Source organism: Pseudooceanicola sp. HF7 (genome assembly GCF_011806405.1).
Classification (GTDB): domain Bacteria; phylum Pseudomonadota; class Alphaproteobacteria; order Rhodobacterales; family Rhodobacteraceae; genus Pseudooceanicola.
The window spans coordinates 1-21,918 of the sequence record NZ_JAATOW010000047.1 but is presented as its reverse complement, the minus strand read 5'-3'; the positions used below and the strand labels follow the sequence as shown (position 1 = coordinate 21,918).

The window sequence follows — 21,918 nt, the reverse complement described above, 5'->3', positions numbered from 1 at the left end:
CCACCGCTTGACTTGAAGGGGGCTGCGGTCACCTTTCCGCCATGGAAATCCGCCCCCTCACCCGTGCAGAGACCGTCCTTGCCGCCGCGATCCACCGCGAAGCACGCCGCTCCGCCATGCCCTGGCTACCGGAACTGCACAGCCCGGCAGAGGACAGGGCGCATTTTCGCGAACATGTCTATGAAAGCTGCACCCTGCTGGGGGCCTTCGCGCCGGAGTGCCAGGGCTTCCTTGCCCTGGCGCCGGGCTGGGTCGAGCATCTGTACGTGGCGCCCGCTCACCAGGGGCAGGGCCTGGGGCACGCGCTTCTGACAGAGGCCCAGGCGCAGCAGGACGCGCTGCAACTCTGGTGCTTTGCCCGCAACCAGCGGGCCTTGGATTTCTACAGGGCCCATGGCTTCACGGAGGCCGAGCGGACCGACGGACGCGGGAACGCGGAAAACGAACCCGACATCCGCCTGGTCTGGCGCCGGTCCTAGCCGTGAAGGTCCTTGACGCGGCTCACCTCTTCGGAAGAGCCGAAGACCAGCGGGCAGCGCTCATGCAGCTCGGTCGCCGTCTTGTCCAGGATCCGCTCTGAGCCATCCGTGGCCAGGCCGCCGGCCTGCTCCACCAGGAAGGCCATCGGCGCCACCTCGTAGACCATGCGCAGGCGCCCCTTTTCGTAGCCCTTGCGCGCATCGGAGGGGTAAAGGAAGGTGCCACCGCGGGTCAGGATCCGGTGGGTTTCCGCCACCAGGGAACCGACCCAGCGGAAGTTCATGTTCTTGCCCTTGGCGCCGGTCTCTCCTGCCTCGTTCTCTTCGATGTAGGCGCGCACCGGGGCGGCCCAGTGACGACGGTTGGAGGCGTTGATGGAGTATTCCTTGGTCGCGGTAGGCAGGCTCATCTTCTCTTTTGCCAGGGCGAAAGATCCGGTTTCCGGATCAAGACAGAACAGCAGCGTGCCGTCGCCGAAGGTGATCCCCAGCAGGCATTGCTGCCCGAAGGCGATGTAGCCGGCCGCGATCTGTTCGGACGCCGGGCGCAGGAAGCTGGCCTCTGGCGTCTCTGCCGCCTTGAAGATGGAAAAGATCGTGCCGATGGTCACGTTCACGTCGATGTTGGAAGAGCCGTCCAGCGGGTCGATGGCGAGCGCATAGGCGCCGTCCGGGTCCAGCGTCAGGACCGTCTCCTGTTCTTCAGAGGCATAGTGGCGCACGCCGGCCTCTTTCAGCGCGGCCTCGAACATCTCGTCCGCCATGACATCCAGCGCCTTTTGCTGGTCCCCGTCGGAGTTCTCTCCGACGCCTGCGGCGAGCGAAGGCCCGAGCGCACCGCGCGCGACGACGGCAGCAACCTTGGCACCGGTGGCGCAAAGCGCCTCGATCGTGGGGAAAAGATCGGAAGGAATATATGCGGGATCAATCGCGGGCATGAAAATCTCCTTGGCCTTTGCCGGAGTTATTCCACAGCCCGCGACGCAGAGAAACGCCTTTCGGTGCCAGCACCGCTTTGTGAGCGTTAACGCACGCGGATGTGGCACCCGCAGAGCGGCGGGACAGGGCATTGCCCCGCCCCGGCTCCGGCGTCAGTTCCGGTACTGGCGCAGTTCCATCTTTGCGATGGAGTCGCGGTGCACCTCGTCCGGGCCATCGACAAGCCGCATGGTGCGGGCATGGGCGAAAGCGGCCCCCAGGAAGCTGTCCTGACAGACCCCGGTGGCGCCATGTACCTGGATCGCGCGATCCACGACGCGCTGGACCATGTTGGCCCCCACGACCTTGATCATCGCGATCTCCTTGCGGGCGGCCTTGTTGCCCACGGTATCCATCATGTAGGCGGCGTGCATGGTCAGCAGGCGCGCCTGCTCGATCTCGCAGCGGCTTTCGGCGATCCAGTGCTTGGTCACCCCCATCTCCGCAATGCGCTGCCCGAAGGCGGTGCGTTCCATGCCGCGTTCACACATGGCCTGAAGCGCCCGCTCTGCCTGGCCGATGGAGCGCATGCAGTGGTGGATGCGGCCCGGTCCAAGCCGCCCCTGTGCAATCTCGAATCCGCGCCCTTCGCCCAGCAGGATGTTGGCGGCAGGCACGCGAACGTTGTCGTAATGGATCTCTGCATGGCCGTGGGGGGCGTGGTCGTAGCCGATCACGTGCAGCGGCCGCACGATCTTGACCCCCGGCGTATCCAGCGGGACCAGGATCATGCTTTGCTGGCGGTGCTTTTCGGCATCCGGGTCAGTCTTGCCCATCACGATGGCGATCTTGCACGCCTTGTCCATCGCCCCGGAGGACCACCATTTCACGCCGTTGACGATGTAATCATCGCCATCTCGGCGGATCTCCGTCTGGATGTTGGTCGCATCCGAAGAGGCCACCGCCGGTTCCGTCATCGAAAAGCAGGAGCGGATCTTTCCCTCCATCAGCGGGCGAAGCCATTGCGCCTTCTGGTCGAGATCGCCGTAGAGGAACAGCGTTTCCATGTTGCCCGTGTCCGGTGCAGAGCAATTGAACGGCTCCGACCCGATGGAGGAGCGGCCCATCAATTCGCAAAGCGTCGCATATTCGACGTTGCTCAGCCCCATGCCTTCGTAGCCGTCCTTGGAGTGGGGCAGGAACATGTTCCACAGACCTGCCTCCCGGGCGCGGGCCTTGAGTTCCTGCATGATCGGCGGCGTTTCCCAGCGGTCGCCTTCCCCGACCTGGGCGGCATACGTCTTTTCGTTGGGAAAGACATGCGCCTCCATGAATTCGATCAGCTGCTCACGCAGGGCCTTGGCCCGGTCCGAAATCGGGAAATGGTCGTACATCTGAAATCCTCCTCACCTGCGCCATTGATGCCCCGGCCCCGTGCCATCGTCAACAATGCAGAAAACTTTTCTGTTGTGCGGAATATTGACGTAGCCTTCCGCCTCGTGGCAGGCTTTTCCGCAGACGACACCCTTTGGGAGGAGGGAGACATGATGGGAGGAGGAGCGCATCCCCGCGCCGAAAGGATCGTGGGATGCAGATGAAGCGTTTCGAGGGACGCGTGGCCATTGTCACCGGCGCGGCCAGTGGGATCGGGGCGGCGACCGCGCGGCGGCTGGCGTCCGAGGGCGCGCATGTTTGCCTGATCGATCGCCATGAAAGCCATCCGCCGGATGGGGACCACATGGCCCTGCAGGTGGACATCGCCGATGAAGCCCAGATCGAAGAGGCCATGGGCCAAGTCATGCACCGCTATGGCGCGCTGGACGTGCTGGCCAACAACGCGGGGATCATCTGCGACCGTTCCACGATCACCGAAAGCAACGCTGACACCTGGGCGCGGGTTCTGGGCGTGAACCTGGTTGGCCACGCCATGATGCTGAAACATGCCGCTCGGGCGATGAAGGCGCAGGGCCGCGGGGCCATCGTCAACACGGCCTCTGTCGCCGGGATCCGCTCGGGCGCGGGGGGCAATGCCTATTCGGCCTCCAAGGCCGGGGTGATCAACCTGACCATGACTGCCGCCTGCGACCTGGGCCAATACGGCATCCGCGTGAACGCGGTCTGCCCCGGCCTGATCGAGACCGGCATGACCAAGCCGGTCTTTGACCATGCCCGCGACGCCGGCAAGGAAGAACGCCTGGGCTCACGCTGTGAGCTGCGCCGCTACGGCCGCCCGGAAGAAATCGCCGCGGCCATCGCCTTTCTGGCCTCTGACGACGCCAGCTACATCACCGGGCAGGCCCTGCCTGTCGATGGCGGCAATACCGCCTCTCTCAACCTGCCGGGGATGAAAGTCTGATGCCTGACCTGCACATGAAATTCTGGCCGCCGGGCCTGCCCCAGACGGTGCCGCTGCCCAGCCACAACGTGGCCCTTAACCTGCAGGAGGCCGCCGCCGCCAACCCTGACCAGGTCGCCATCCGCTTCCATGGCTACCAGCTGAGCTACGGCGCCTTCCACGACCAGGTGGAACGGCTGGCCGGCTGGCTTCAGGCGCATGGGGTTGAAAAGGGCGACCGGGTGCTGCTGTTCATGCAGAACGCCCCGCAGTACATGATCGCCTATTATGCCATCCTGCGGGCCGATGCGGCCGTGGTGCCTGTAAACCCGATGAACCGGGGCGCAGAGATGGAGCACCTGGTGCAGGACACCGGCGCACGCGTGGTGATCTGCGGATCGGAACTGCTGCCCGTGGTGCTGCCACTGGCAGAGGCCGGGAAGCTGGAACATGTCCTACCGGCGGCCTACGCGGACATGACCGACCCGGCCTACGACATCCCCCTGCACGAAAGCCTGCAGGGGCTGACGGATGTCTATTGCGAAGGCCCCGGCGTCACGCCTTTCCGGGCGGCTATCGCGGAACGCCACCGCCCCCGTCCGATGACCGCCGAAGGCGAGGACCTTGCCGTCATCCCCTACAGCTCCGGAACGACCGGGAATCCCAAGGGCTGCGTCCATTGCCACGCCTCTGTCCAGGCGACGATCCATGGCGGGGCGGCCTGGAACCCTTCGCTGGAAGGGGATGCCGTTCACCTGGTCACCCTGCCGCTCTTTCACGTGACGGGCATGCAAAGCTCCATGTCGATCCCGATCCTGAAAGGGCAGGAGATGGTGATCCTGACCCGCTGGAACCGGGAAACCGCCTGCAAGCTGATCGAACGCTACCGGGTGACCCGCTGGCGCTCCATCGCGACCATGGCCATCGACCTGCTCAATACGCCGGATATCGCACGCTTTGACCTGTCCTCTCTGCGCGGCATTGGCGGTGGTGGTGCGGCCATGCCAGAGGCCGTTGCCGACAGGCTGCATCAATTGACCGGCCTTGATTACATCGAGGGTTACGGGCTGTCCGAAACCATGGCCGGCACGCATATCAACCCGGTTCAACGCCCCAAGCGGCAATGCCTGGGCATCCCGGTGATGGAGGTCGACGCGCGGGTTCTGGACATTCATACGAATGAGGAACTGGGCCCGGATCAGCCTGGCGAAATCGTCATCAACGCGCCGCAGGTCTTCCGTGGCTACTGGCAGCGCCCAGAGGAAACTCGGAAAGCCTTTATCGAGATCGACGGCAAGCGCTTCTTCCGCACCGGCGACATCGGGCGGTATGACAGCGAGGGCTACTTCTTCATGACCGACCGCGTGAAACGGATGATCAACGCTTCCGGCTTCAAGGTCTGGCCGGCAGAGGTGGAAGCACTGATGCACCGCCACCCGGATCTGACCGAGGTCTGCATCATCGGCACCAGCGACCCGCGACGCGGCGAATCCGTCAAGGCCGTGGCCGTCCGCCGCGCCGGCGCGACCGTGTCCGAAGAGGACGTCATCCAGTGGTGCAAGGCGGAGATGGCGGCCTACAAATGCCCGAAATCCGTGGAATTCATGGAGACATTGCCGAAATCCGGGGCCGGCAAGGTACTGTGGCGGGAGCTGTCGGAAAAAGAGGCGGCAAAGTCACGTGAGATAGCCCTATGACAGGGCGCGAGGCTGCAAATCTTGACCCTTCGGGCGGGAATGGGTAGCTGCGTCAGACACTGAAAGGGATACCAGGGTGCGCAAGAGATCAAGCGAAGCGGCTGAGCTGGACCGGGGCGACAACGACCGCCAATTCGTCACCGCACTTTACCGCGGCCTCGAGTTGCTGCGCGCCTTCAAGCCCTCTGACAAGGCTGGCCTGGGCAATTCGGAGCTGGCCGAACGCACCGGCCTGCCGAACTCCACCGTGTCGCGGCTGACCTTCACGCTGCTGAAAGCCGGCTACCTGGTCTATGACGAAGGCACAGGGCGCTACCGGATGGGCGTTCCCGTACTGTCGCTTGGATATGCCTGCCTGGCCGGAATGCAGGTGCGTGAGACCGCCCAGGTCTACATGCAGAACCTGGCCGATGAATGCGGCGACGGCGTGTTGGTGGCGCTTGGCGGGCGCGATGACATGGCGATCACCTATATCGCGGCGGCGCGCTCCGAAGGCGTGATCTCACTTCAGCTGAACGTGGGCTCGCGGATCTCCTTGGCGCGCTCTGCCATGGGGCGGGCCTATATCGCCGGCACCAGCGAGGCCGAGCGTGAAGAAATCATCGAACGCATCAAGGATCGCTACCCGCCGGACCGCGTGACCGAGACCCTGGAAGGGATCGAAGACGCCTGCGAACAGATCGCCAAGCGGGGCTTTTACAGCAACATCGGCGGTTGGCAGAAGGATGTGCACGCGGTCTCCGTGCCCTATGTCAGCCAGCAACCGCATACGCCGATGCTGGCCTTCAACCTGGGCGGCTATGCTTTCTCTCTTCCCAAGGAACGCCTCGAAGAAGAGCTCGGGCCGAAGCTGGTTGAGCTGGCCCGAAGCGTCAGTCGCGTGGGTTATTAGGGCACCAGGGCAATCTTGCCCACGGCCCCGCGGCCAAGCACGCGGGTCAGGACATCCGCCGCGTCCGCAAGGGGATAACGCCCTTCGATCAGCGGCTTGACCTTGCCATCCAGTACCCAGCCGAAAAGCTCTTCCATATTGGCGCGATAGACCTCGGGCTCTGCCCGCGTCCAGTTACCCCAGAAAACGCCAACCACGGAATATTCCTTTACCAAGGTCAGGTTCACGGCCAGTTTGGGGATTTCCCCGCTGGCGAAGCCGACGATCAGAAGCCGCCCGTTGCGCGCCATGAACCGCGAGGCAGCGGCGAAAGCATCACCCCCGACGCTGTCATACACCACGTCGGCGCCATGCCCTTCGGTCAGGCGCTTCACGTCTTCGCGCAGGTTGTCGTAACCGATCGCGTGATCGGCGCCGTTCTCTAGCGCGATCTCTCGCTTGGCATCGGTCGAGCAGACGGCGATGACCCTGGCCCCCATGTGCTTGCCGATCTGAAGTGCCGCTATTCCCGTCGCCCCGGCGGCCCCGAAGACCACCAGCCATTCGCCGGATTTCAGAACAGCGCGCTGCTTCAACGCGTGGTGGGACGTGCCATAGGCCACCAGAAGCGCGCAGGCTTCGGCCGCATCCATCGCATCGGGAATGGAAATGCAGCGGCCCGCGTCACATACCGCAGTTTCTGCATACCCCCCCGTCCCTGTCGAGGCCAGCACCCGGCTGCCCACCGCCGGCGTGGTCACACCGGCGCCAAGCGCTTCTACCGTCCCGGCCACCTCCATGCCCGGCGTGAAGGGCCGGTCCGGCTTGGACTGGTAAAGTCCCTGGACCATCAGACCGTCGGGGAAATTCACCCCGGCGGCTTCGACCCGGATACGCAATTGCCCGGCCGCTGGCTCAGGGGTGGCGACCTCTTCAAAAGACAGGTCCGTCACCGGACCGAATTCATGGCACACTATGGCTTTCACAAGCACTCCTCCCGCGATTCGCGCCGGGTTTTTCCGGCCTCTCCCTAGTGGTTCACGATAGGGATTTCGCGGGTATTGACCATGAAAAACAGCCATTTAGGCGGAATCGTGCGGATAAAAATCCTTAAAACGGCAAATCATTCCGCATTGCGGAAATACTCGCAAAAATAGCAAGACTGACGCGTCGAAACACTTTGGCGAAAGCGCCCTTGGGGCTAGGCTCAGGCCATATCTTTGGGAGGAGAAAACATGGACGGCATGATGATGCACCGGCCATTGCTGGTGAAGGACATCCTGACCTACGGGACAGGTGCGCACCGCAGAGGAGAGATCATTTCGGTACGCACGGAGGGCGACATCCACCGCCAGACCTATGAGCAGACCGGACGCCGGATCGCCCAACTGGGCCACGCGCTGGAAGGCCTGGGCGTGACCTTCGGCGACCGGGTCGCGACACTGGCCTGGAATGGATACCGACATTTCGAACTGTACTACGCCATCGCCGGGATCGGCGCGATCTGCCACACGATCAACCCCCGGCTTTCCGCCGAACAGCTGATCTATATCGTGAACCATGCAGAGGACCGGGTGCTCTTCCTCGACACCACCTTCGTCCCGCTGGTTGAAGCCGTCCTGGATCACCTGCCGAAGAATCTAACCTTCGTCATCATGACGGATCGCGCGCATATGCCGGACACGACGTTCCCGGCCCTGTGCTACGAAGAACTTCTGGAAGGGCAGCCCGAAAGCTTCGACTGGCCGGACATGCCAGAGGATACCGCCTGCGGGCTTTGCTATACCTCGGGCACCACCGGCAATCCGAAAGGTGCGCTCTATTCGCACCGCTCCACGGTTTTGCACGCGCTGATGACCATCGTCGCCCAGACGGTCAGCTTCATCGAGGGCAAGAAGGTTCTTCCCGTGGTGCCGTTGTTCCACGTGAATGCCTGGGGTCTGCCGTTCTCTGCCCTGATGTCGGGCCTGTCGCTGGTCATGCCGGGGCCCAAACTGGACGGTCCCAGCCTGTTCAAGCTCATGGATGATGAAGAGGTCTTCTCTGCCTGGGGGGTTCCGACGGTCTGGATGGGCCTGCAGGCGGAAATGAAGGCCCAGGGGCGCAAGCCCAAGGGGTTCGAGGACGTGGTGATCGGCGGATCCGCCGCCCCGCGCAGCATGATCGAAGCTTTCGAGGCGCTTGATATCAACGTCTGCCACGCCTGGGGCATGACGGAAATGTCGCCCATTGGCACCCATGGCACCCTGCCCCGCTGGATGGACGATGCCCCGCTGAACAAGCGCATCGACTACAAGCAGAAACAGGGCCGCCGCTGCTTCGGGGTCGACCTGAAGATCGTGGACGACAATGGCAATCCCCTGCCGGAAGATGGCCGCGCCACCGGGGAATTGTACGTGCGCGGCAACACGGTTGTTTCCGGCTACTTCCGCAATGAAGGGGCCTCGACCAAGGCATTCGACAAGGATGGCTGGTTCGGCACTGGCGATGTGGCGACGTTGGACCCGGATGGCTTCCTGACCCTGCGCGACCGGACCAAGGACCTGATCAAGTCCGGCGGGGAATGGATTTCCTCCATCGACCTTGAGAACGCCGCAATGTCCCACCCCGCCATCGCAAGCTGTGCCGCCATCGCCGTGCCGCATCCGAAATGGGACGAACGCCCGGTGCTTGTCGCCGTGGCCGCCGGTGCAGAGAAGCCGGACCTGGAGGACGTGCAGCGCCACCTGTCAGAGCATTTCGCCAAATGGCAGTTGCCCGACGACCTGGTCTGGGTTGATGCGCTGCCGCTGACCGCGACCGGCAAGGTCAGCAAGCTGACCCTGCGCGAGCAACTGGGCGATTATCAGCACCCGGACCTGCGCGAAACCGCGTGATGACCTAACGACAAAGAAAAGCCCCCGCAGCCGGTTCTGGCTGCGGGGGCTTTTTGTTGCCGGAAGCGGGTCGCTTCAGACCTCCAGCCACTCCTTGCGCACGTCATCGCGGGTGGCGAAATCTGCCGGTGTACCGGCATAGACGATCTCTCCGTGGCCCATGACGTAGACCTTGGTCGCGATCCTGAGCGCGATGGACAGCTTCTGCTCCACCAGTAGGATGGAGACCCCGGCCTTCGCGATCTCTGCGATCATGTCGCCGACTTGCTGGACGATCAGCGGCGCCAGCCCTTCGGTTGGCTCATCGATGATGATCAGCTCCGGATCGCCCATCAGGGTCCGGCACATGGTCAGCATCTGCTTTTCACCGCCCGACAGCACGCCCGCCGGATTATCCGCCCTGCGCTTGAGGTTCGGGAACATCTCAAGCATCTGGTCGATGGTCCATTTACCGGGACGGCGCATGTCCTTGATGCCCAGCATCAGGTTCTGGCGCACGGTCATGGTCGGGAAGATGTCCCGGCTTTCAGGCACATAGCCAAGGCCCATCCGCGCGATGCGGTGGTTGGGAAAACCGGCGATCTCTTCCCCCTTGAACCGGATGGAGCCCAAGGGGCTGACCTCTCCCATGATGGCCTTGGCGGTGGTGGAACGGCCCACGCCGTTGCGCCCCAGAAGCGCTACGACCTCTCCCGGCATGATCTCCATGTCGACGCCGTTCAGCACGTGGCTCTTGCCGTAGTAAGCATGCAGGTCAGAGACGGAAAGCAGCGGCACCATATCGTTCTGGACGTTCATGCGGGCACTCCTTCGACTTCGGGCAGGGCCTCTTCGCCCAGATAGGCTTCGCGCACCCTTGGATCGCCCCGGATCTCTTCCGGGGTGCCCGTGGCGATGATCTCTCCGTAGACTAGGACCGAGATCCGGTCCGCCAAGTTGAAGACGACGCCCATGTCGTGCTCCACGATTACCAGCGTCTTGCCGCGGCTGGCCTGTTCGATCAGCGCGACGGCGCGGTCGGTTTCCGAATGGCTCATCCCGGCGGTCGGCTCATCCAGCAGGATGACCTCTGCCCCGCCGGCAATGGTGATGGCGATCTCCAGCGTGCGCTGATCCGCGTAGGGCAAGAGGGCCGCCGGCATATTGGCCTTGTCGATCAAGCCAACATCCTCAAGGATCTGGGCGGTCTTCTCGGACACCCCGGACAGCCCGCCGATGTTGCGCCAGAAGTTGTAGCCGTAGCCCATCGAATGCAGCAGCCCACAGCGCACGTTCTCTCGCACCGACATATTGGTGAAAATGTTCGAGACCTGGAAACTGCGGCTCAGTCCCATCCGGTTGATCTGGTAGGGCTTGCGGTTCGAAATCAGTTCTCCCTTCAGGTGCACGCTGCCGGAGGTGGGGCGGAACCGGCCGGAGATCAGGTTGAAAAGCGTCGACTTGCCGGCCCCGTTCGGGCCGATGATCGCGTGGCGCTCCCCCTCCGCGATATCCAGGGACACGCCCTGGATGATCTTGGCCGGGCCGAAGCTTTTCTTCAGATCGGTGAGTTTCAGTGCGGAACTCATGCCTTGGCCTCCTTGGCGGCTTTCCGGACCAGCAGGATGCCCACCACGAAGGGAATCACGGCCAGCGCCCAGGTGATCGGGTTCTGATGCGAAAGATGCAGGCCGAAGGGTTCGAAGACCTCTCCGTAGCCATCGGACCAGCGGAAGGCGACCTCCACCATGGTGATCACGGAAACGGCGATCAGTATCAGCCCAACGGAGCGCTTCAGCCAGATTTTCCAGACCTCGGCCAGCCGGCCATCCCGAATGGCTACCCATGTGTCATGGATGATCCCCGCGAAGCCATTGGGCACGAACATGACCATGCCCACGAACATCAGGCCCAAGTACAGCAGCCAGCCCGCCGTGTAGTCGGACAGGTTGGACCCCATGTAGGTCATCACGATGGCGCCCAGGATCGGCCCGGCGAAGTAACGCACGCCACCCACGTAGGCCGCGATCAGGATCGCACCGGAGGGGATCAGGGACAGGTTCTCAGGCGTGAAGATCTCATCCTGCACGGCAGACATGCCACCGGCCATGCCGGCAAAGGCACCGGCCGCGATGAATACCAGGTAACGCACGCGCTGCGGATCGAAGCCGACGAACTCCACGCGCTCCGGGTTGTCACGGGTGGCTTCGGACAGCTTGCCAAGCGGGGTGCGCGTAAAGGCCCAGGTTCCCAGAACGCCGATGAAGGTCCAGAAGGCGATGAACCAGTAAACGTCATCCAACGGCCCCAGGGAGAGGCCCAGGAACTCCCGCCCGCCCATGCGGTCCGCGGAAATGCCCATCTCTCCACCGAAGAGGCTGTCGAACATGAAGCCCGCGGCGGCGACCAGCTCGGCCACGCCGAGCGAGATCATGGCAAAGGGCGTGCCCGCCCGGCGGCAGGACGGCCAGCCAATCACGGCCCCCGCCAGCGCGCCGGCGCCGAAGCCGAAGGCCGGCATGGCAAAGATCGGCACCACGCCCCAGACGCCCGTTCCGGCGGCGATCCAGTTCATGACGTGGACGCAGAAGTAGCCGCCCAGACCCATGTAGACCGCGTGGCCGAAGCTGAGCATCCCTGCCCGGCCAAGAAGCATGTTGTAGCTGAGCGCGAAGACAATGGTGATGCCCATGTGATTGAGCAGCGTCAGCGTCGACCGCGACGGTCCCAGCAAGGGGATCACCACCAGCAGGGCGGCCAACAGGATGAACGGCAGGACACGCTGCCGGAATTTCTCTGCGCGCGAGGGCGCAAGATCGACATATGAGGAAGTCATCTCGCTCATACCTCACGATCCCCCATCAGCCCGCGCGGGCGGACCATCAAGACGACAACTAGCAACAGGAAGGGCAGCATCGGCCCCATGGAGGCGATCGTGATCTCCCCCACCTCGCTGTCGGGCGAGAGGCCAAGGAACCCGAAGATATCGGCCAGCGAGGCGTTGATGGAGATGGCAGAGGTCTGCAGCAGGCCGATCAACATGGCGGCGATGAAGGCGCCCTCCAGGCTGCCCAGCCCGCCAACGACGACGACCACGAAGACAATCGGCCCCATCTGCACGGCCATGGCCGGATCGGTGATGAAGTAGTTCCCGCCGATGACCCCGGCCAGGGCAGCCAGCGCACAGCCGGCGCCGAAGACGGCCATGAAGATAGCGGGGACGTTATGGCCCAGGTGACCCACCATATGCGGATGGCTCAGCGCGGCCTGGATGATCAACCCGGCGCGTGTCTTCTTCAGCAGGTACCATAGCGCCACCAACATGAAGATCGCGACCACCAGGATGAAGATCCGGTATGCCGGGTATTGCGCCCCGTAAAGCGTGAAGAGCGGGAAATCCAGGGCTGCGGGCACCTGGTAATCGACCGCGGTACGGCCCCAGATGATCTTGACCACTTCGTCTATCAGATAGGCCAGCCCGAAGGTGAAAAGCAGCTCTGCGACATGGCCGCGGGCATGGACCTGTCGCAGCCCGTAGCGCTCCACCACCATGCCGATTCCACCGACAAGGATCGGCGCAAGGATCAGGGCGATCCAGAAGTTCGAAATCCCCATGACGGTATAGGCGAAATAGGCCCCGAGCATGTAGAAGCTCGCGTGGGCAAAGTTCAGCACCCCCATCATGGAGAAAATTAGCGTGAGGCCGCTCGACAGCATGAAGAGCAATAGCCCGTAGATCACGCCGTTGAGCAGCGCGAAAACCAGCGTTTCCATGGATCCTCCCCGGTTCCGTCCCTCCCCGGACGGTCGGGTGCCGCCGTCCCGCGGCAGCACCCAGTTCAGTGGTGAAAGGGCCTTACTCAGGCCGTTCCATGCTGCAGGTCGTCGGCTCCATCGCTGCATCGGCAGAGATGATGCCGCCCTCGACCAGCTTCCAGCCCAGATCGGTATTGTCGACCGGGTAGGTCACATCCGAAGAGACCGTGGTGATGTAGAGCGGCTGCTGAACCTGGTGGTCCTCCGCACGCATCGTGGCCGTGCCATAACCGCCGTCGACGCTCAGCCCTTCAAGCGCATTGGCCACGGCGATCGGTTCGACACTCCCGGCCTTCTCCGCCGCAGCGGCGAACATATCCAGCGCGACGAAGGCCCGGTGGTAGTAATAGTCGTAGTCCGGGAACCGCTCCTTGTACTCCTCCACCATGGCGTCCTGCTCGGGCGAGGTGCCATCCATGTTCACGGAGACTTCGCCGACCTGGTACAGCGTGTCGATCGCCCCTTCACGAAGGGCCGCGACAGCGCCGCTGGAGCCGCCATAGAAAGTCAGGTATGGAATCTGCTGCCCGGAATCTGCGGCGGCCTTCACCAGCAGGGTCATGTCCTGCCCCCAGTTGCCGGTGATCACCGCATCCGCGTCGGAAGAGATGATCTTCTGCACGTAGGGGGTGAAGTCCTTGACCTTGGCAAGCGGATGCAGCTCGTTCCCGACGATTTCGATATCGGGGCGTTTCTCGGCAAGCTGGGTCTCAGCGGCGGCGGCAACGGCCTCTCCGTGGACGTAGTCCTGACCGATCAGGTAGACCTTCTTGATGTCGTCACGTGCCGCGATCCAATCGGTGATCGCGTTCATCTTCATGTCCGTGTGGGCATCGAAGCGGAAGTGCCAGAAGCTGCAGACCTCGTTGGTGAAGGCAGGCGTCACGGCAGCATAGTTGAAGAAAAGCACCTCTTCACCGGGGTTCCGGGCGTTGTGCTTGTTCACCGCGTCAATGATCGCCGAGGCCACGGAAGACCCGTTGCCCTGCAAGATATAGCGTGCGCCGCTGTCGATCGCCTTCTGCAGCTGCACCAGCGATTCCTTGGGGCTGATCTTGTTGTCGTAGCCAACGATCTCGATCATGTCGCCGTTGACGCCCCCTTCGGCGTTCACATGTTCGGCCGCCAGAACGAAGCTTTGATATGCGGGTTCGCCGGATGACGCCATCGCACCCGAGAGCGGGTCGATGAAGGCCATCTTGATCGTTTCTGCCTGGGCCGACGCCGCGAGCGCAACAGTCGATACGGCAGCCGCGAGCACGGCTTTCCTGGTCGAATTCATGGTTATCTCCTCCCTAAGTGGAAAACAGGGTATGTCGGCCCCCCTTTCCCTGCCAAGATCAAAAGCTCTCAACCCCCGCTTGTCAAGAATTCTGTGAAATTCTATTCTGCATATCGAAATAAGCAGCCTTTGGGAGGGGGAGATGCTGGACTTCTCAGACGACCCGCAGCGTTTTCGCGCGGGGATCTCGGCTTGGATCGAGGCACATTGCGCCAAGGAATTAAGGACAATGCCCGCGACGGAGCGGGAGATCTGCTGGGGCGGCAAACGCTGGCAATTTTCCTCCGAATCACAGCGCCTCTGGATGGAGGCCGCGGCACGCGAGGGGCTGACCGCCCCGCGCTGGCCGGTCGAATACGGCGGCGCAGGCCTGAGCCGGGCCCAGGAAAAGATCTGGCACGAAGAACTCGCACGGCTTGATGCCCCCACGCCGCTGGAAAGTTTCGGCCTGTGGATGCTGGGCCCGGCCCTGCTGGCCTTCGGGACGGAAGAGCAGAAGCGCCACTACCTGCCCCAGATCACGCGGGGGGAAATCCGCTGGTGCCAGGGCTATTCCGAACCCGGCGCGGGCTCTGACCTGGCATCAGTCCAGACGCGGGCAGAGGACCGGGGGGATCACTGGGTGGTCAACGGCTCCAAGATCTGGACCTCCTACGCCGACCAGGCCGACTGGATCTTCGCCCTTGTCCGGACCGACCGCGACGCGCCCAAGCACAAGGGCATCTCCTTCATGCTCATCGACATGGAGGCCACCGGCGTCACCACGAAGCCTATCCAACTGATCTCGGGCGCGTCTCCCTTCTGCGAGACCTTCTTTGAGGATGTCGTGGTGCCCAAGAACGATGGCGCGGGCCTGTCCCGTATCGTCGGAGAGGAAAATCGCGGCTGGGACGTGGCAAAGCACCTGCTCACCCATGAACGGGAAATGATCGGTGGCGGCGCGCGGGGTTTGCTGGGCGGACGGTCGCTGGGCGCCTTCCTGGCCGACCTGGATCCCGAAGTGCTGCAGGATCCGATCCTCAAAGCCCGCGCCATGGAACTGGAAGTCGACAGCCTTGCCACCGCCATGACGCTGGAGCGCTATCGCGACCTGGCCAAGCAGGGCGGCGTTGGCCATGCCTCAGCCATGCTCAAGTACGCCGGAACGGAGCTGAACAAGCGCCGGTACGAGCTGCTGATGTCCGTGACGGGCAGCGACGGCGCAGAATGGGACGGCCCGCATGGCGCGCTGGCGTCGGAATGGCTGCGCACCAAGGCCAACTCGATCGAAGGGGGCACCTCTGAGGTCATGCTCGACATCCTGGCCAAGCGCGTCCTCGGCCTGCCGAGCCAATAGGAGAACGGAAATGCTCACTTCACTCGTTCCGACAGATGACGAAACCATGCTGCGCGACATGGCGCGCGGCTTCCTGGCAGAGGCCAGCCCGGTGTCCGCCCTGCGCGCGAACCGGGACGCAGGCCGGGCCTGGGATCCCGGTCTCTGGCGTGAAATGGCCCGGATGGGCTGGGCCGGGGTCCTGGTGCCCGAAGGCGCGGGCGGTTCCGACATGGGGCACCGCGCGGCCGGCATCCTGGCCGAGGAAATGGGAGAGGTCCTGGCCGCCTCCCCCTGGCTGTCCACTGCCGTGATCGCCGCCACCGCGCTCAAGGTGGCCGGCTCCGCCCGGCTGGAGGGGATCGCCTCTGGCGAGGTCTGCTATGCCCTTGCCGTCGACGAGGGCAACAAGCACCGCCCCCTGGCCTCTGCCCTGAAGGCAGAGCGCGTCGGCAACGGGTACCGCCTCAACGGGCAAAAGCGTTTCGTGGCGGATGGCGCCCGCGCAGACCGCCTGCTGGTTCTGGCCCGGACCGCCGGCAGCCCCGGAGAGGCCAGCGGCCTGACCCTGTTCGATATCGATGCCACAAGCGCCGGGCTGACCCGCGACGCCCGCGAAACCGTCGACAGCCGCGATCACGCCGACCTGCGCTTTGACAGCGTCACCGCGACCGGAGAGGACATCCTGGGAGAGGCCGACAATGCAGAACCGATCCTGCGAACCGCCCTTGCCGCAGGCCAGGGTGCTCTGGCCGCAGAGCTTCTGGGCGTCAGTTCCGGCGCGTTCGCCATGACCGCCGCCTACCTCAAGGAGCGCCGCCAGTTCGGGCGCACCATCGGCAGCTTCCAGGCGCTCCAGCATCGCGCGGCGCACCTATGGTCGGAGATAGAGGTCACCGCCAGCGCCGTGGCCAATGCCGGGCGTGTCCTCGACGACACCCCGCAAGAGGCCGAACTGGCCGTTTCGGTTGCCAAGGCTCGCGCCACGCAAACTGCCCGCCTGGCCGTCAGCGAAGGCGTCCAGATGCACGGCGGGATCGGCATGACCGATGAATTCGACATGGGTTTCTACATGAAGCGCGCCCGCGTGGGTGCGGAGTGGCTGGGCGACTACGGCTACCACGCGGCCCGCGTGGCCGCAGCAAGGGGGTTCTGATGGGTGTGACACCGGGTGAATTGTTCAACCTTACGGGCAAGGTGGCGCTGGTCACCGGCGGCGCAACGGGGATTGGACGCATGGCGGCAGAGGGGCTTGTCTCTGCCGGCGCGCGCGTCCTGATCGCCTCTCGCAAGGCGGAGGCCTGCGAAGCCGTCGCGCAGGAGCTGAACCAGATCGGCCCCGGCAGCGCCGAAGGCTTCGGCGGGGATGTCGGCAGCGAAGACGGGATCGCCGCGCTGGTTGAGGCACTAAAGTCCCGCACCGATCGCCTTGATATCCTGATGAACAATGCCGGCCGCACCTGGGGCGCGCCGCTGGGGGACTATCCCCATGCTGCCTGGGGCAAGGTGCTCGACCTGAACGTGACGGGGATGTTCCACCTGACCCAGGCCCTGGTCCCGATGCTTGAAGCCGCCGGCAGCACCGATGACCCGGCCCGGATCGTCAACGTCGGCTCCGTCATGGGAGAGATCCCCAAGGGCCAGGGCGCCTATGCCTACGCGGTCTCCAAGGGGGCGGTGCATCACATGACCCGCATCCTGGCCAATGAGCTCACGCCGAAGGGCATCACCGTCAACGCCATTGCGCCCGGGCCCTTCATGTCAAAGATGATGGCCTTCGCCATCGGCCACGAGGAAGGGCGCCGCAAGACGGCGGCCACCGTGCCGATCGGTCGGGTCGGGCGCGAAGAAGACGTGGCAGGCGTGCTCCAGTTCCTTTGCGGGCGGGGCGGGTCCTATATCTCTGGCGCCGTGATCCCGCTTTCCGGAGGGATGCAGGTGGCCACGGCCAAGGCCGCCTTCCTGGAGGACGAGGGATGAGCCTCAGCCTTGCCGAATACCGCGCGCGCATCGGACAGGTGATCGGCACCTCCAACTGGTATGACATCACCCAGGCACAGATCGACACCTTTGCCGATGCAACCCTGGACCACCAGTATATCCACGTCGATCCCGAACGCGCCGCGCAAAGCCCCTTTGGCGGCACCATTGCCCATGGCTTCCTGACGCTGTCGCTGCTCTCCGCCATGGCCGCCGAGCTTCCCAGGCTCGAGGGCACGGTGATGGGCGTCAACTACGGCTTTGAAAAGCTGCGCTTTGTCAGCCCCGTGCGCTCCGGCGCGCGGATACGGGCCCATTTCACCCTAGCCGCCCTGGAAGAGATCAGGCCCGGCGAGGTCCAGTTCACCCAACACGTCATCATGGAGCTTGAGGGGCAGGAAAAACCCGCCCTCACGGCCGAATGGCTGACCCGCCGCTATTTCAAATGAAAAGGACACCTCATGCGTGACGCCGTCATCGTCTCTACCGCCCGTACACCTATCGGAAAGGCCTTCCGGGGCGCGTTCAACAACACCCAGGCCCAGGAACTGATCGGCCATGCCGTCCGCCACGCGGTGTCCCGCGCCGGGCTGGAAGGCCATGAAATCCAGGATTGCGTGATCGGGGCCGCGCTTCAGCAGGGCTCCACCCAGGGCAACATCGGCCGGCAGGCCGCGATCCGTGCCGGGCTGCCGACCTCTGTCGCCGGGATGTCCATGGACCGGCAATGCGCCTCCGGCATGATGGCCATCGCCACGGCGGCGAAACAGGTCATCCACGACGGGATGCAGGTGGCGATCGGCGGCGGGGTGGAAAGCATCTCTCTTGTCCAGAACCAGAAAATGCGCACGGACCGCGCGCGTGATCCCTGGATCGCGGAACACGTGCCCGCCATCTACATGAGCATGCTGGAAACGGCAGAGATCGTGGCGGACCGCTACGGTGTCAGCCGCGAGGACCAGGACGCCTACGCCGCGCAATCCCAGGCCCGCACCCACGCCGCACAGCAGGCCGGCAAGTTCGATGACGAAATCGTGCCCCTGACCACCTCCATGGGCGTGATGAACAAGGAAACGAAAGAGGTCACCTTCCACGAGGTGACGCTTGAAAAGGACGAAGGCAACCGGCCCGGCACAACGGCCGAAAGCCTTGCCGGGTTGCAGCCGGTCTTCCAGGAGGGCCAGCAGGTGAAAGACGGCCGCTTCATCACCGCCGGCAATGCAAGCCAGCTTTCCGACGGGGCCTCTGCCAGCGTCATCATGGAAGCGAAGGAAGCCGAGAAACGCGGCCTGCAACCGCTGGGCCGCTACGTGGGTGTCATGGCCGCCGGCCTTGATCCCGACGAGATGGGCATTGGCCCGATCTACGCGGTCCCCAAGCTGCTGGAAGCCCACGGACTGAAGATGGACGACATCGGCCTTTGGGAGCTGAACGAGGCCTTCGCCTGCCAGGTCCTGCAATCGGCCAGGGTTCTGGGAATCCCGGAAGAGATCCTGAACGTGAACGGCGGCGCTATCTCCATCGGGCACCCCTATGGCATGTCCGGTGCCCGGATGGTCGGCCACGCCCTGATCGAAGGCAAACGCCGCGGTGCGAAATACGTTGTCTGCACCATGTGCGTGGGCGGCGGCATGGGGGCAGCCGGGCTCTTTGAAGTTCTCTGATGGGTGTTCTCCACCTCATCCGCCACGGTCAGGCCTCCTTCGGGGCCGCGGACTACGACGTGCTCTCCGACATCGGCCATCGCCAGTCGGAGGCGCTCGGCCGCTGGTTCGCGGCCCAGGGGGTCGTGCCTGACCTCGTGGCCCACGGCGGCATGCGCCGCCAGCGTGAGACCCTGGAAGGGATCATGGGCCAGCTGTCCGGCGCGCCGCAGCCCCTGATCCATCCCGGCCTGGGCGAATTCGACTTCAAGGCGCTTCTTGCCGCGCGCGGCCCTTCGGATGAAGACCCGCAGGACCGCAAGGCCCATTTCCGCCGCCTGCGCGACACCGTGCTGATGTGGCAGAGAGGAGAGATCGCCGACCCGCCGGAAAGCTGGCCCGCCTTCGCCGCGCGGGTCGAGGACGCCCGGCAGGCGCTGACGCAAAGCGACGGGACGGTCATCGCCGTCTCTTCCGGGGGCGCCATCGGGCAGATGGTCTCTGCCGCGCTCGGCGCGCCGCCCGTCACCCAGATCGAGGTCCAGCTTCAGACCCGCAATGCCTCGGTGACCCGCTTCGCCTTCTCGACCCGGCGCTGTTTCCTGAACGGCTTCAACGAGACCCCCTTTGTCACCGGCGCGGATGATCCGCTGCTCACCTACAGCTAGAGGCCCCATGACAGACGATCCAACCCGCCTCGACATTCCGGCCGTCGAAACCTGGCTGACGGCCTACCTGCCCGGCTTCAAGGGCCCGGTCACCGCAGAGAAATTCGCGGTCGGCCAGTCCAACCCCACGTTCCGGCTGACCACGCCGGACCACAGCTATGTCCTGCGTCGCAAGCCCCCGGGGGTGCTGCTGAAATCCGCCCATGCGGTCGAACGGGAATACCGCGTGCAGGCGGCCCTGGCGGGTACCGACGTGCCGGTCGCCGGGATGCATGTTCTTTGCGAAGATCCCGATGTCATCGGATCGGCCTTCTACGTCATGGACGAGGTCAAGGGACGCCACTTCAACCTGCCCTCCCTGCCAGAGCTGGCCCGTGAGGACCGCCGCCCGATCCACGCCGAAATGGCCCGCGTCCTTGCCGCCATCCACGGAACGGACCTGCAGGCGACGGGCCTTTCAGACTACGGGCCAGAGGGCAATTACTACCGTCGCCAGATCGACCGCTGGAGCAAGCAGTACCGCGCCTCCGAAACGGACTCCGTTCCGGAGATGGAAGAGCTGATGCATTGGCTCGACACCCATATCCCCCCCGAAGACGGCCTGCGCACCCTCGCACACGGCGACTACCGTATCGACAACATGCTGTTCGAACCGGACGCCCCCCGCATCGCGGCGGTGCTCGATTGGGAGCTTTCGACCATCGGGCATCCCTTCGCCGACGTGGCCGCCGTCATCATGCAATGGTCCATGCCCGCGGGCCCGGAAGGGCGCGGGCTTGCCGGTCTTGATCGTGCCGCGGAAGGCCTGATGAGCGATGCGGAGTTCATCGACACCTATTGCGACCACGCCGGCCTGCCCGGGATCGAACGCTTCGGCTTCTACCAGGCCTTCACCTTCTTCCGCATGGCAGGCATCATCCAGGGCGTCTATCGTCGTGCGCTCGACGGCAATGCCTCCAACCCGGAAAGAGGCCGCCGCATGGGCGAACTGGTGCCGCGCTTTGCCAAGGCGGGCCTCAATGCCGCGAAGTCGGCCTGAAGGAACAGAATGCAGGATATCCCCGAAGGGCTGGTCGAAAGCCCCTACCCGCTCCAGGAACACATCGGCTTCTACATCACCGACTGGCGGGAGAACTACGCGCGCTTCGAGCTTCCGCTGGAGGCCTTCCTGATGAACCGCTACGGCATCCTGCACGGCGGCATCCATTCCATGATGTGCGACACGGCCATGGGCTTTGCCGGCTGCTATACTGGCGATCCCGAGAACCGCAAACTTGCCATGACCCTCAACCTCAGCACCAATTTCCTGGGCCAGGTGACGGGCAAGCTTCTGATCGCGGAAGGGTTTCGTACCGGCGGCGGCGCGAAGACCTTCTTCGCAGAGGCGAAGATCAGCGATGAACTGGGCACACTGGCGGCCACCGGCACCGGCGTCTTCCGGGTGCGCAGCACCTGAAGCGGTCTTTCCCGGGATTGCCGCACTGCGTCAGGCGCCGGAAGCGCCCCGGCGCGCTCACAGGATGGCGTCGGCTCTGAAGCCCTCGGGGATGCTGTCTTGCCCCTCAAGGACCAGCTCCGCCATGACCTGCCCGACCTTGGGCCCCATGCCGAAACCGATCTTGAAACCGCCGTTGGCGATGTACTGGCCCGGCTTGCCCGGCCATGCGCCCAGCATCGGCGCGCGGCTTTTTGCCCGGGGCCGCACGCCGGCCCATCGTTCGATCACGGCGGCCTCGGCCAGCACGGGCATCGCCGCGCGGGCCGCTGCGATCACGTCCTCAAGCTGGGCATCTACGCGCAGGCTGTCGTAGTCCCGCTCGCTGGTAGAGCCGATGGCCACCGTGCCGTCCGCATGGGGCACGATATGCACGCCGCCGGCGAAGACCTGTGGCAGCCACTGGGCATCGAAGCGCAAAAGTGCGGCCTGCCCCTTCACCCCGACGCCCACCATGCGCCCGGCCTGCTCGCTCATGTCCTCAAGTCCGGTCACGCCGGTGGCCCAGATCACCGCGCCTTCTTCAGGAGCCTCGCGCAGGACCTCTCCGCCCCGTGCCCGGAT

22 protein-coding genes are annotated in these 21,918 nt (G+C 64.3%); 13 read left to right on the top strand and 9 right to left on the bottom strand.

The features are described from left to right. Window positions 1–41: 41 nt before the first annotated feature. A complete protein-coding gene (locus HCZ97_RS18745; protein WP_167690642.1) occupies window positions 42–479 on the top strand; it encodes a GNAT family N-acetyltransferase in 438 nt (145 codons plus the stop codon). Here HCZ97_RS18745 and HCZ97_RS18740 read toward each other — a convergent pair. Continuing rightward, entirely contained in the window at window positions 476–1,417 is a 942-nt protein-coding gene (locus tag HCZ97_RS18740) for a class 1 fructose-bisphosphatase (RefSeq protein ID WP_167690641.1), read from the bottom strand. The genes HCZ97_RS18745 and HCZ97_RS18740 overlap by 4 nt on opposite strands. Window positions 1,418–1,570: 153 nt before the next feature. Then, window positions 1,571–2,791 carry an acyl-CoA dehydrogenase family protein gene (locus HCZ97_RS18735; protein ID WP_167690640.1) on the bottom strand — a complete coding sequence of 407 codons (1,221 nt, stop codon included), beginning with the start codon at window positions 2,789–2,791 and terminating at the stop codon, window positions 1,571–1,573. A gap of 194 nt (window positions 2,792–2,985) precedes the next feature. On the opposite strand from HCZ97_RS18735, the gene HCZ97_RS18730 reads away from it, so the two are divergent. From HCZ97_RS18730 to HCZ97_RS18720, 3 genes are all read left to right on the top strand, one after another. Beyond that, window positions 2,986–3,753: an SDR family NAD(P)-dependent oxidoreductase gene (locus HCZ97_RS18730; protein WP_254871609.1), complete on the top strand. Its 768-nt coding sequence runs from the start codon at window positions 2,986–2,988 to the stop codon at window positions 3,751–3,753. Between the two features lie 14 nt (window positions 3,754–3,767). Next, on the top strand, window positions 3,768–5,429 hold the full coding sequence (locus HCZ97_RS18725; protein WP_254871608.1) for a long-chain-fatty-acid--CoA ligase: 1,662 nt from the start codon (window positions 3,768–3,770) through the stop codon (window positions 5,427–5,429). Window positions 5,430–5,505: 76 nt separating this feature from the next. Further along, the gene (locus HCZ97_RS18720; RefSeq protein WP_167690638.1) at window positions 5,506–6,321 is read left to right on the top strand and encodes an IclR family transcriptional regulator; all 816 of its coding nucleotides are present in this window, start codon (window positions 5,506–5,508) and stop codon (window positions 6,319–6,321) included. Here HCZ97_RS18720 and HCZ97_RS18715 read toward each other — a convergent pair. Further along, window positions 6,318–7,286, bottom strand: coding sequence for an NADPH:quinone oxidoreductase family protein (locus tag HCZ97_RS18715; RefSeq protein ID WP_167690637.1), 969 nt, complete (start codon window positions 7,284–7,286; stop codon window positions 6,318–6,320). The genes HCZ97_RS18720 and HCZ97_RS18715 overlap by 4 nt on opposite strands. A 249-nt stretch (window positions 7,287–7,535) precedes the next feature. Between HCZ97_RS18715 and HCZ97_RS18710 the strand changes: the two genes are divergently transcribed. Further along, window positions 7,536–9,176 carry a long-chain fatty acid--CoA ligase gene (locus tag HCZ97_RS18710; RefSeq protein ID WP_167690636.1) on the top strand — a complete coding sequence of 547 codons (1,641 nt, stop codon included), beginning with the start codon at window positions 7,536–7,538 and terminating at the stop codon, window positions 9,174–9,176. A gap of 75 nt (window positions 9,177–9,251) precedes the next feature. On the opposite strand, the gene HCZ97_RS18705 is transcribed toward HCZ97_RS18710, so the two are convergent. From HCZ97_RS18705 to HCZ97_RS18685, 5 genes are all read right to left on the bottom strand, one after another. Beyond that, complete coding sequence (locus HCZ97_RS18705) at window positions 9,252–9,974, bottom strand: ABC transporter ATP-binding protein (RefSeq protein WP_254871607.1); 723 nt, start codon at window positions 9,972–9,974, stop codon at window positions 9,252–9,254. Next, window positions 9,971–10,744 carry an ABC transporter ATP-binding protein gene (locus HCZ97_RS18700; protein ID WP_167690635.1) on the bottom strand — a complete coding sequence of 258 codons (774 nt, stop codon included), beginning with the start codon at window positions 10,742–10,744 and terminating at the stop codon, window positions 9,971–9,973. The genes HCZ97_RS18705 and HCZ97_RS18700 overlap by 4 nt, the downstream gene beginning before the upstream one ends. Then, window positions 10,741–12,000, bottom strand: coding sequence for a branched-chain amino acid ABC transporter permease (locus HCZ97_RS18695; RefSeq protein WP_167690634.1), 1,260 nt, complete (start codon window positions 11,998–12,000; stop codon window positions 10,741–10,743). The genes HCZ97_RS18700 and HCZ97_RS18695 overlap by 4 nt, the downstream gene beginning before the upstream one ends. Further along, the gene (locus HCZ97_RS18690; protein ID WP_167690633.1) at window positions 11,997–12,929 is read right to left on the bottom strand and encodes a branched-chain amino acid ABC transporter permease; all 933 of its coding nucleotides are present in this window, start codon (window positions 12,927–12,929) and stop codon (window positions 11,997–11,999) included. Before HCZ97_RS18690 ends, HCZ97_RS18695 begins: the two co-directional genes overlap by 4 nt. Before the next feature lie 82 nt (window positions 12,930–13,011). Next, window positions 13,012–14,253 (bottom strand): branched-chain amino acid ABC transporter substrate-binding protein, encoded by a 1,242-nt coding sequence (locus HCZ97_RS18685; RefSeq protein WP_167690632.1) that lies wholly within the window; start codon window positions 14,251–14,253, stop codon window positions 13,012–13,014. 142 nt (window positions 14,254–14,395) lie between these two features. On the opposite strand from HCZ97_RS18685, the gene HCZ97_RS18680 reads away from it, so the two are divergent. The 8 genes from HCZ97_RS18680 to HCZ97_RS18645 are packed head-to-tail and all read left to right on the top strand — an operon-like array spanning window position 14,396 to window position 21,315. Next, the gene (locus HCZ97_RS18680) at window positions 14,396–15,589 is read left to right on the top strand and encodes an acyl-CoA dehydrogenase family protein (protein WP_167690631.1); all 1,194 of its coding nucleotides are present in this window, start codon (window positions 14,396–14,398) and stop codon (window positions 15,587–15,589) included. 10 nt (window positions 15,590–15,599) lie between these two features. Further along, complete coding sequence (locus tag HCZ97_RS18675; protein ID WP_175581778.1) at window positions 15,600–16,724, top strand: acyl-CoA dehydrogenase family protein; 1,125 nt, start codon at window positions 15,600–15,602, stop codon at window positions 16,722–16,724. Then, entirely contained in the window at window positions 16,724–17,548 is an 825-nt protein-coding gene (locus tag HCZ97_RS18670) for an SDR family NAD(P)-dependent oxidoreductase (RefSeq protein WP_167690630.1), read from the top strand. The genes HCZ97_RS18675 and HCZ97_RS18670 overlap by 1 nt, the downstream gene beginning before the upstream one ends. After that, the gene (locus HCZ97_RS18665) at window positions 17,545–17,997 is read left to right on the top strand and encodes a MaoC family dehydratase (protein ID WP_167690629.1); all 453 of its coding nucleotides are present in this window, start codon (window positions 17,545–17,547) and stop codon (window positions 17,995–17,997) included. The genes HCZ97_RS18670 and HCZ97_RS18665 overlap by 4 nt, the downstream gene beginning before the upstream one ends. A gap of 12 nt (window positions 17,998–18,009) precedes the next feature. Continuing rightward, window positions 18,010–19,212, top strand: a complete 1,203-nt coding sequence (locus tag HCZ97_RS18660; protein ID WP_167690628.1) for an acetyl-CoA C-acyltransferase — start codon at window positions 18,010–18,012, stop codon at window positions 19,210–19,212. After that, on the top strand, window positions 19,212–19,859 hold the full coding sequence (locus HCZ97_RS18655; RefSeq protein ID WP_167690627.1) for a histidine phosphatase family protein: 648 nt from the start codon (window positions 19,212–19,214) through the stop codon (window positions 19,857–19,859). Before HCZ97_RS18660 ends, HCZ97_RS18655 begins: the two co-directional genes overlap by 1 nt. Window positions 19,860–19,866: 7 nt before the next feature. Beyond that, complete coding sequence (locus HCZ97_RS18650; RefSeq protein WP_167690626.1) at window positions 19,867–20,898, top strand: phosphotransferase; 1,032 nt, start codon at window positions 19,867–19,869, stop codon at window positions 20,896–20,898. Between the two features lie 9 nt (window positions 20,899–20,907). Then, window positions 20,908–21,315, top strand: a complete 408-nt coding sequence (locus HCZ97_RS18645; protein WP_167690625.1) for a PaaI family thioesterase — start codon at window positions 20,908–20,910, stop codon at window positions 21,313–21,315. A gap of 57 nt (window positions 21,316–21,372) precedes the next feature. Here the strand turns inward: HCZ97_RS18645 and HCZ97_RS18640 are convergent. Continuing rightward, window positions 21,373–21,918 (bottom strand): FAD-binding oxidoreductase (locus HCZ97_RS18640; RefSeq protein ID WP_167690624.1); only part of this gene is annotated, 546 nt, incomplete at its 5' end.

Bases quoted from the DNA above. Each gene is read 5' to 3' on its own strand.
- HCZ97_RS18745 (WP_167690642.1), top strand. From the start codon at position 42: ATGGAAATCCGCCCCCTCACCCGTGCAGAGACCGTCCTTGCCGCCGCG.
- HCZ97_RS18740 (WP_167690641.1), bottom strand. From the start codon at position 1,417: ATGCCCGCGATTGATCCCGCATATATTCCTTCCGATCTTTTCCCCACG.
- HCZ97_RS18735 (WP_167690640.1), bottom strand. From the start codon at position 2,791: ATGTACGACCATTTCCCGATTTCGGACCGGGCCAAGGCCCTGCGTGAG.
- HCZ97_RS18730 (WP_254871609.1), top strand. From the start codon at position 2,986: ATGCAGATGAAGCGTTTCGAGGGACGCGTGGCCATTGTCACCGGCGCG.
- HCZ97_RS18725 (WP_254871608.1), top strand. From the start codon at position 3,768: ATGAAATTCTGGCCGCCGGGCCTGCCCCAGACGGTGCCGCTGCCCAGC.
- HCZ97_RS18710 (WP_167690636.1), top strand. From the start codon at position 7,536: ATGGACGGCATGATGATGCACCGGCCATTGCTGGTGAAGGACATCCTG.
- HCZ97_RS18705 (WP_254871607.1), bottom strand. From the start codon at position 9,974: ATGAACGTCCAGAACGATATGGTGCCGCTGCTTTCCGTCTCTGACCTG.
- HCZ97_RS18700 (WP_167690635.1), bottom strand. From the start codon at position 10,744: ATGAGTTCCGCACTGAAACTCACCGATCTGAAGAAAAGCTTCGGCCCG.
- HCZ97_RS18695 (WP_167690634.1), bottom strand. From the start codon at position 12,000: ATGAGCGAGATGACTTCCTCATATGTCGATCTTGCGCCCTCGCGCGCA.
- HCZ97_RS18690 (WP_167690633.1), bottom strand. From the start codon at position 12,929: ATGGAAACGCTGGTTTTCGCGCTGCTCAACGGCGTGATCTACGGGCTA.
- HCZ97_RS18685 (WP_167690632.1), bottom strand. From the start codon at position 14,253: ATGAATTCGACCAGGAAAGCCGTGCTCGCGGCTGCCGTATCGACTGTT.
- HCZ97_RS18680 (WP_167690631.1), top strand. From the start codon at position 14,396: ATGCTGGACTTCTCAGACGACCCGCAGCGTTTTCGCGCGGGGATCTCG.
- HCZ97_RS18675 (WP_175581778.1), top strand. From the start codon at position 15,600: ATGCTCACTTCACTCGTTCCGACAGATGACGAAACCATGCTGCGCGAC.
- HCZ97_RS18670 (WP_167690630.1), top strand. From the start codon at position 16,724: ATGGGTGTGACACCGGGTGAATTGTTCAACCTTACGGGCAAGGTGGCG.
- HCZ97_RS18665 (WP_167690629.1), top strand. From the start codon at position 17,545: ATGAGCCTCAGCCTTGCCGAATACCGCGCGCGCATCGGACAGGTGATC.
- HCZ97_RS18660 (WP_167690628.1), top strand. From the start codon at position 18,010: ATGCGTGACGCCGTCATCGTCTCTACCGCCCGTACACCTATCGGAAAG.
- HCZ97_RS18655 (WP_167690627.1), top strand. From the start codon at position 19,212: ATGGGTGTTCTCCACCTCATCCGCCACGGTCAGGCCTCCTTCGGGGCC.
- HCZ97_RS18650 (WP_167690626.1), top strand. From the start codon at position 19,867: ATGACAGACGATCCAACCCGCCTCGACATTCCGGCCGTCGAAACCTGG.
- HCZ97_RS18645 (WP_167690625.1), top strand. From the start codon at position 20,908: ATGCAGGATATCCCCGAAGGGCTGGTCGAAAGCCCCTACCCGCTCCAG.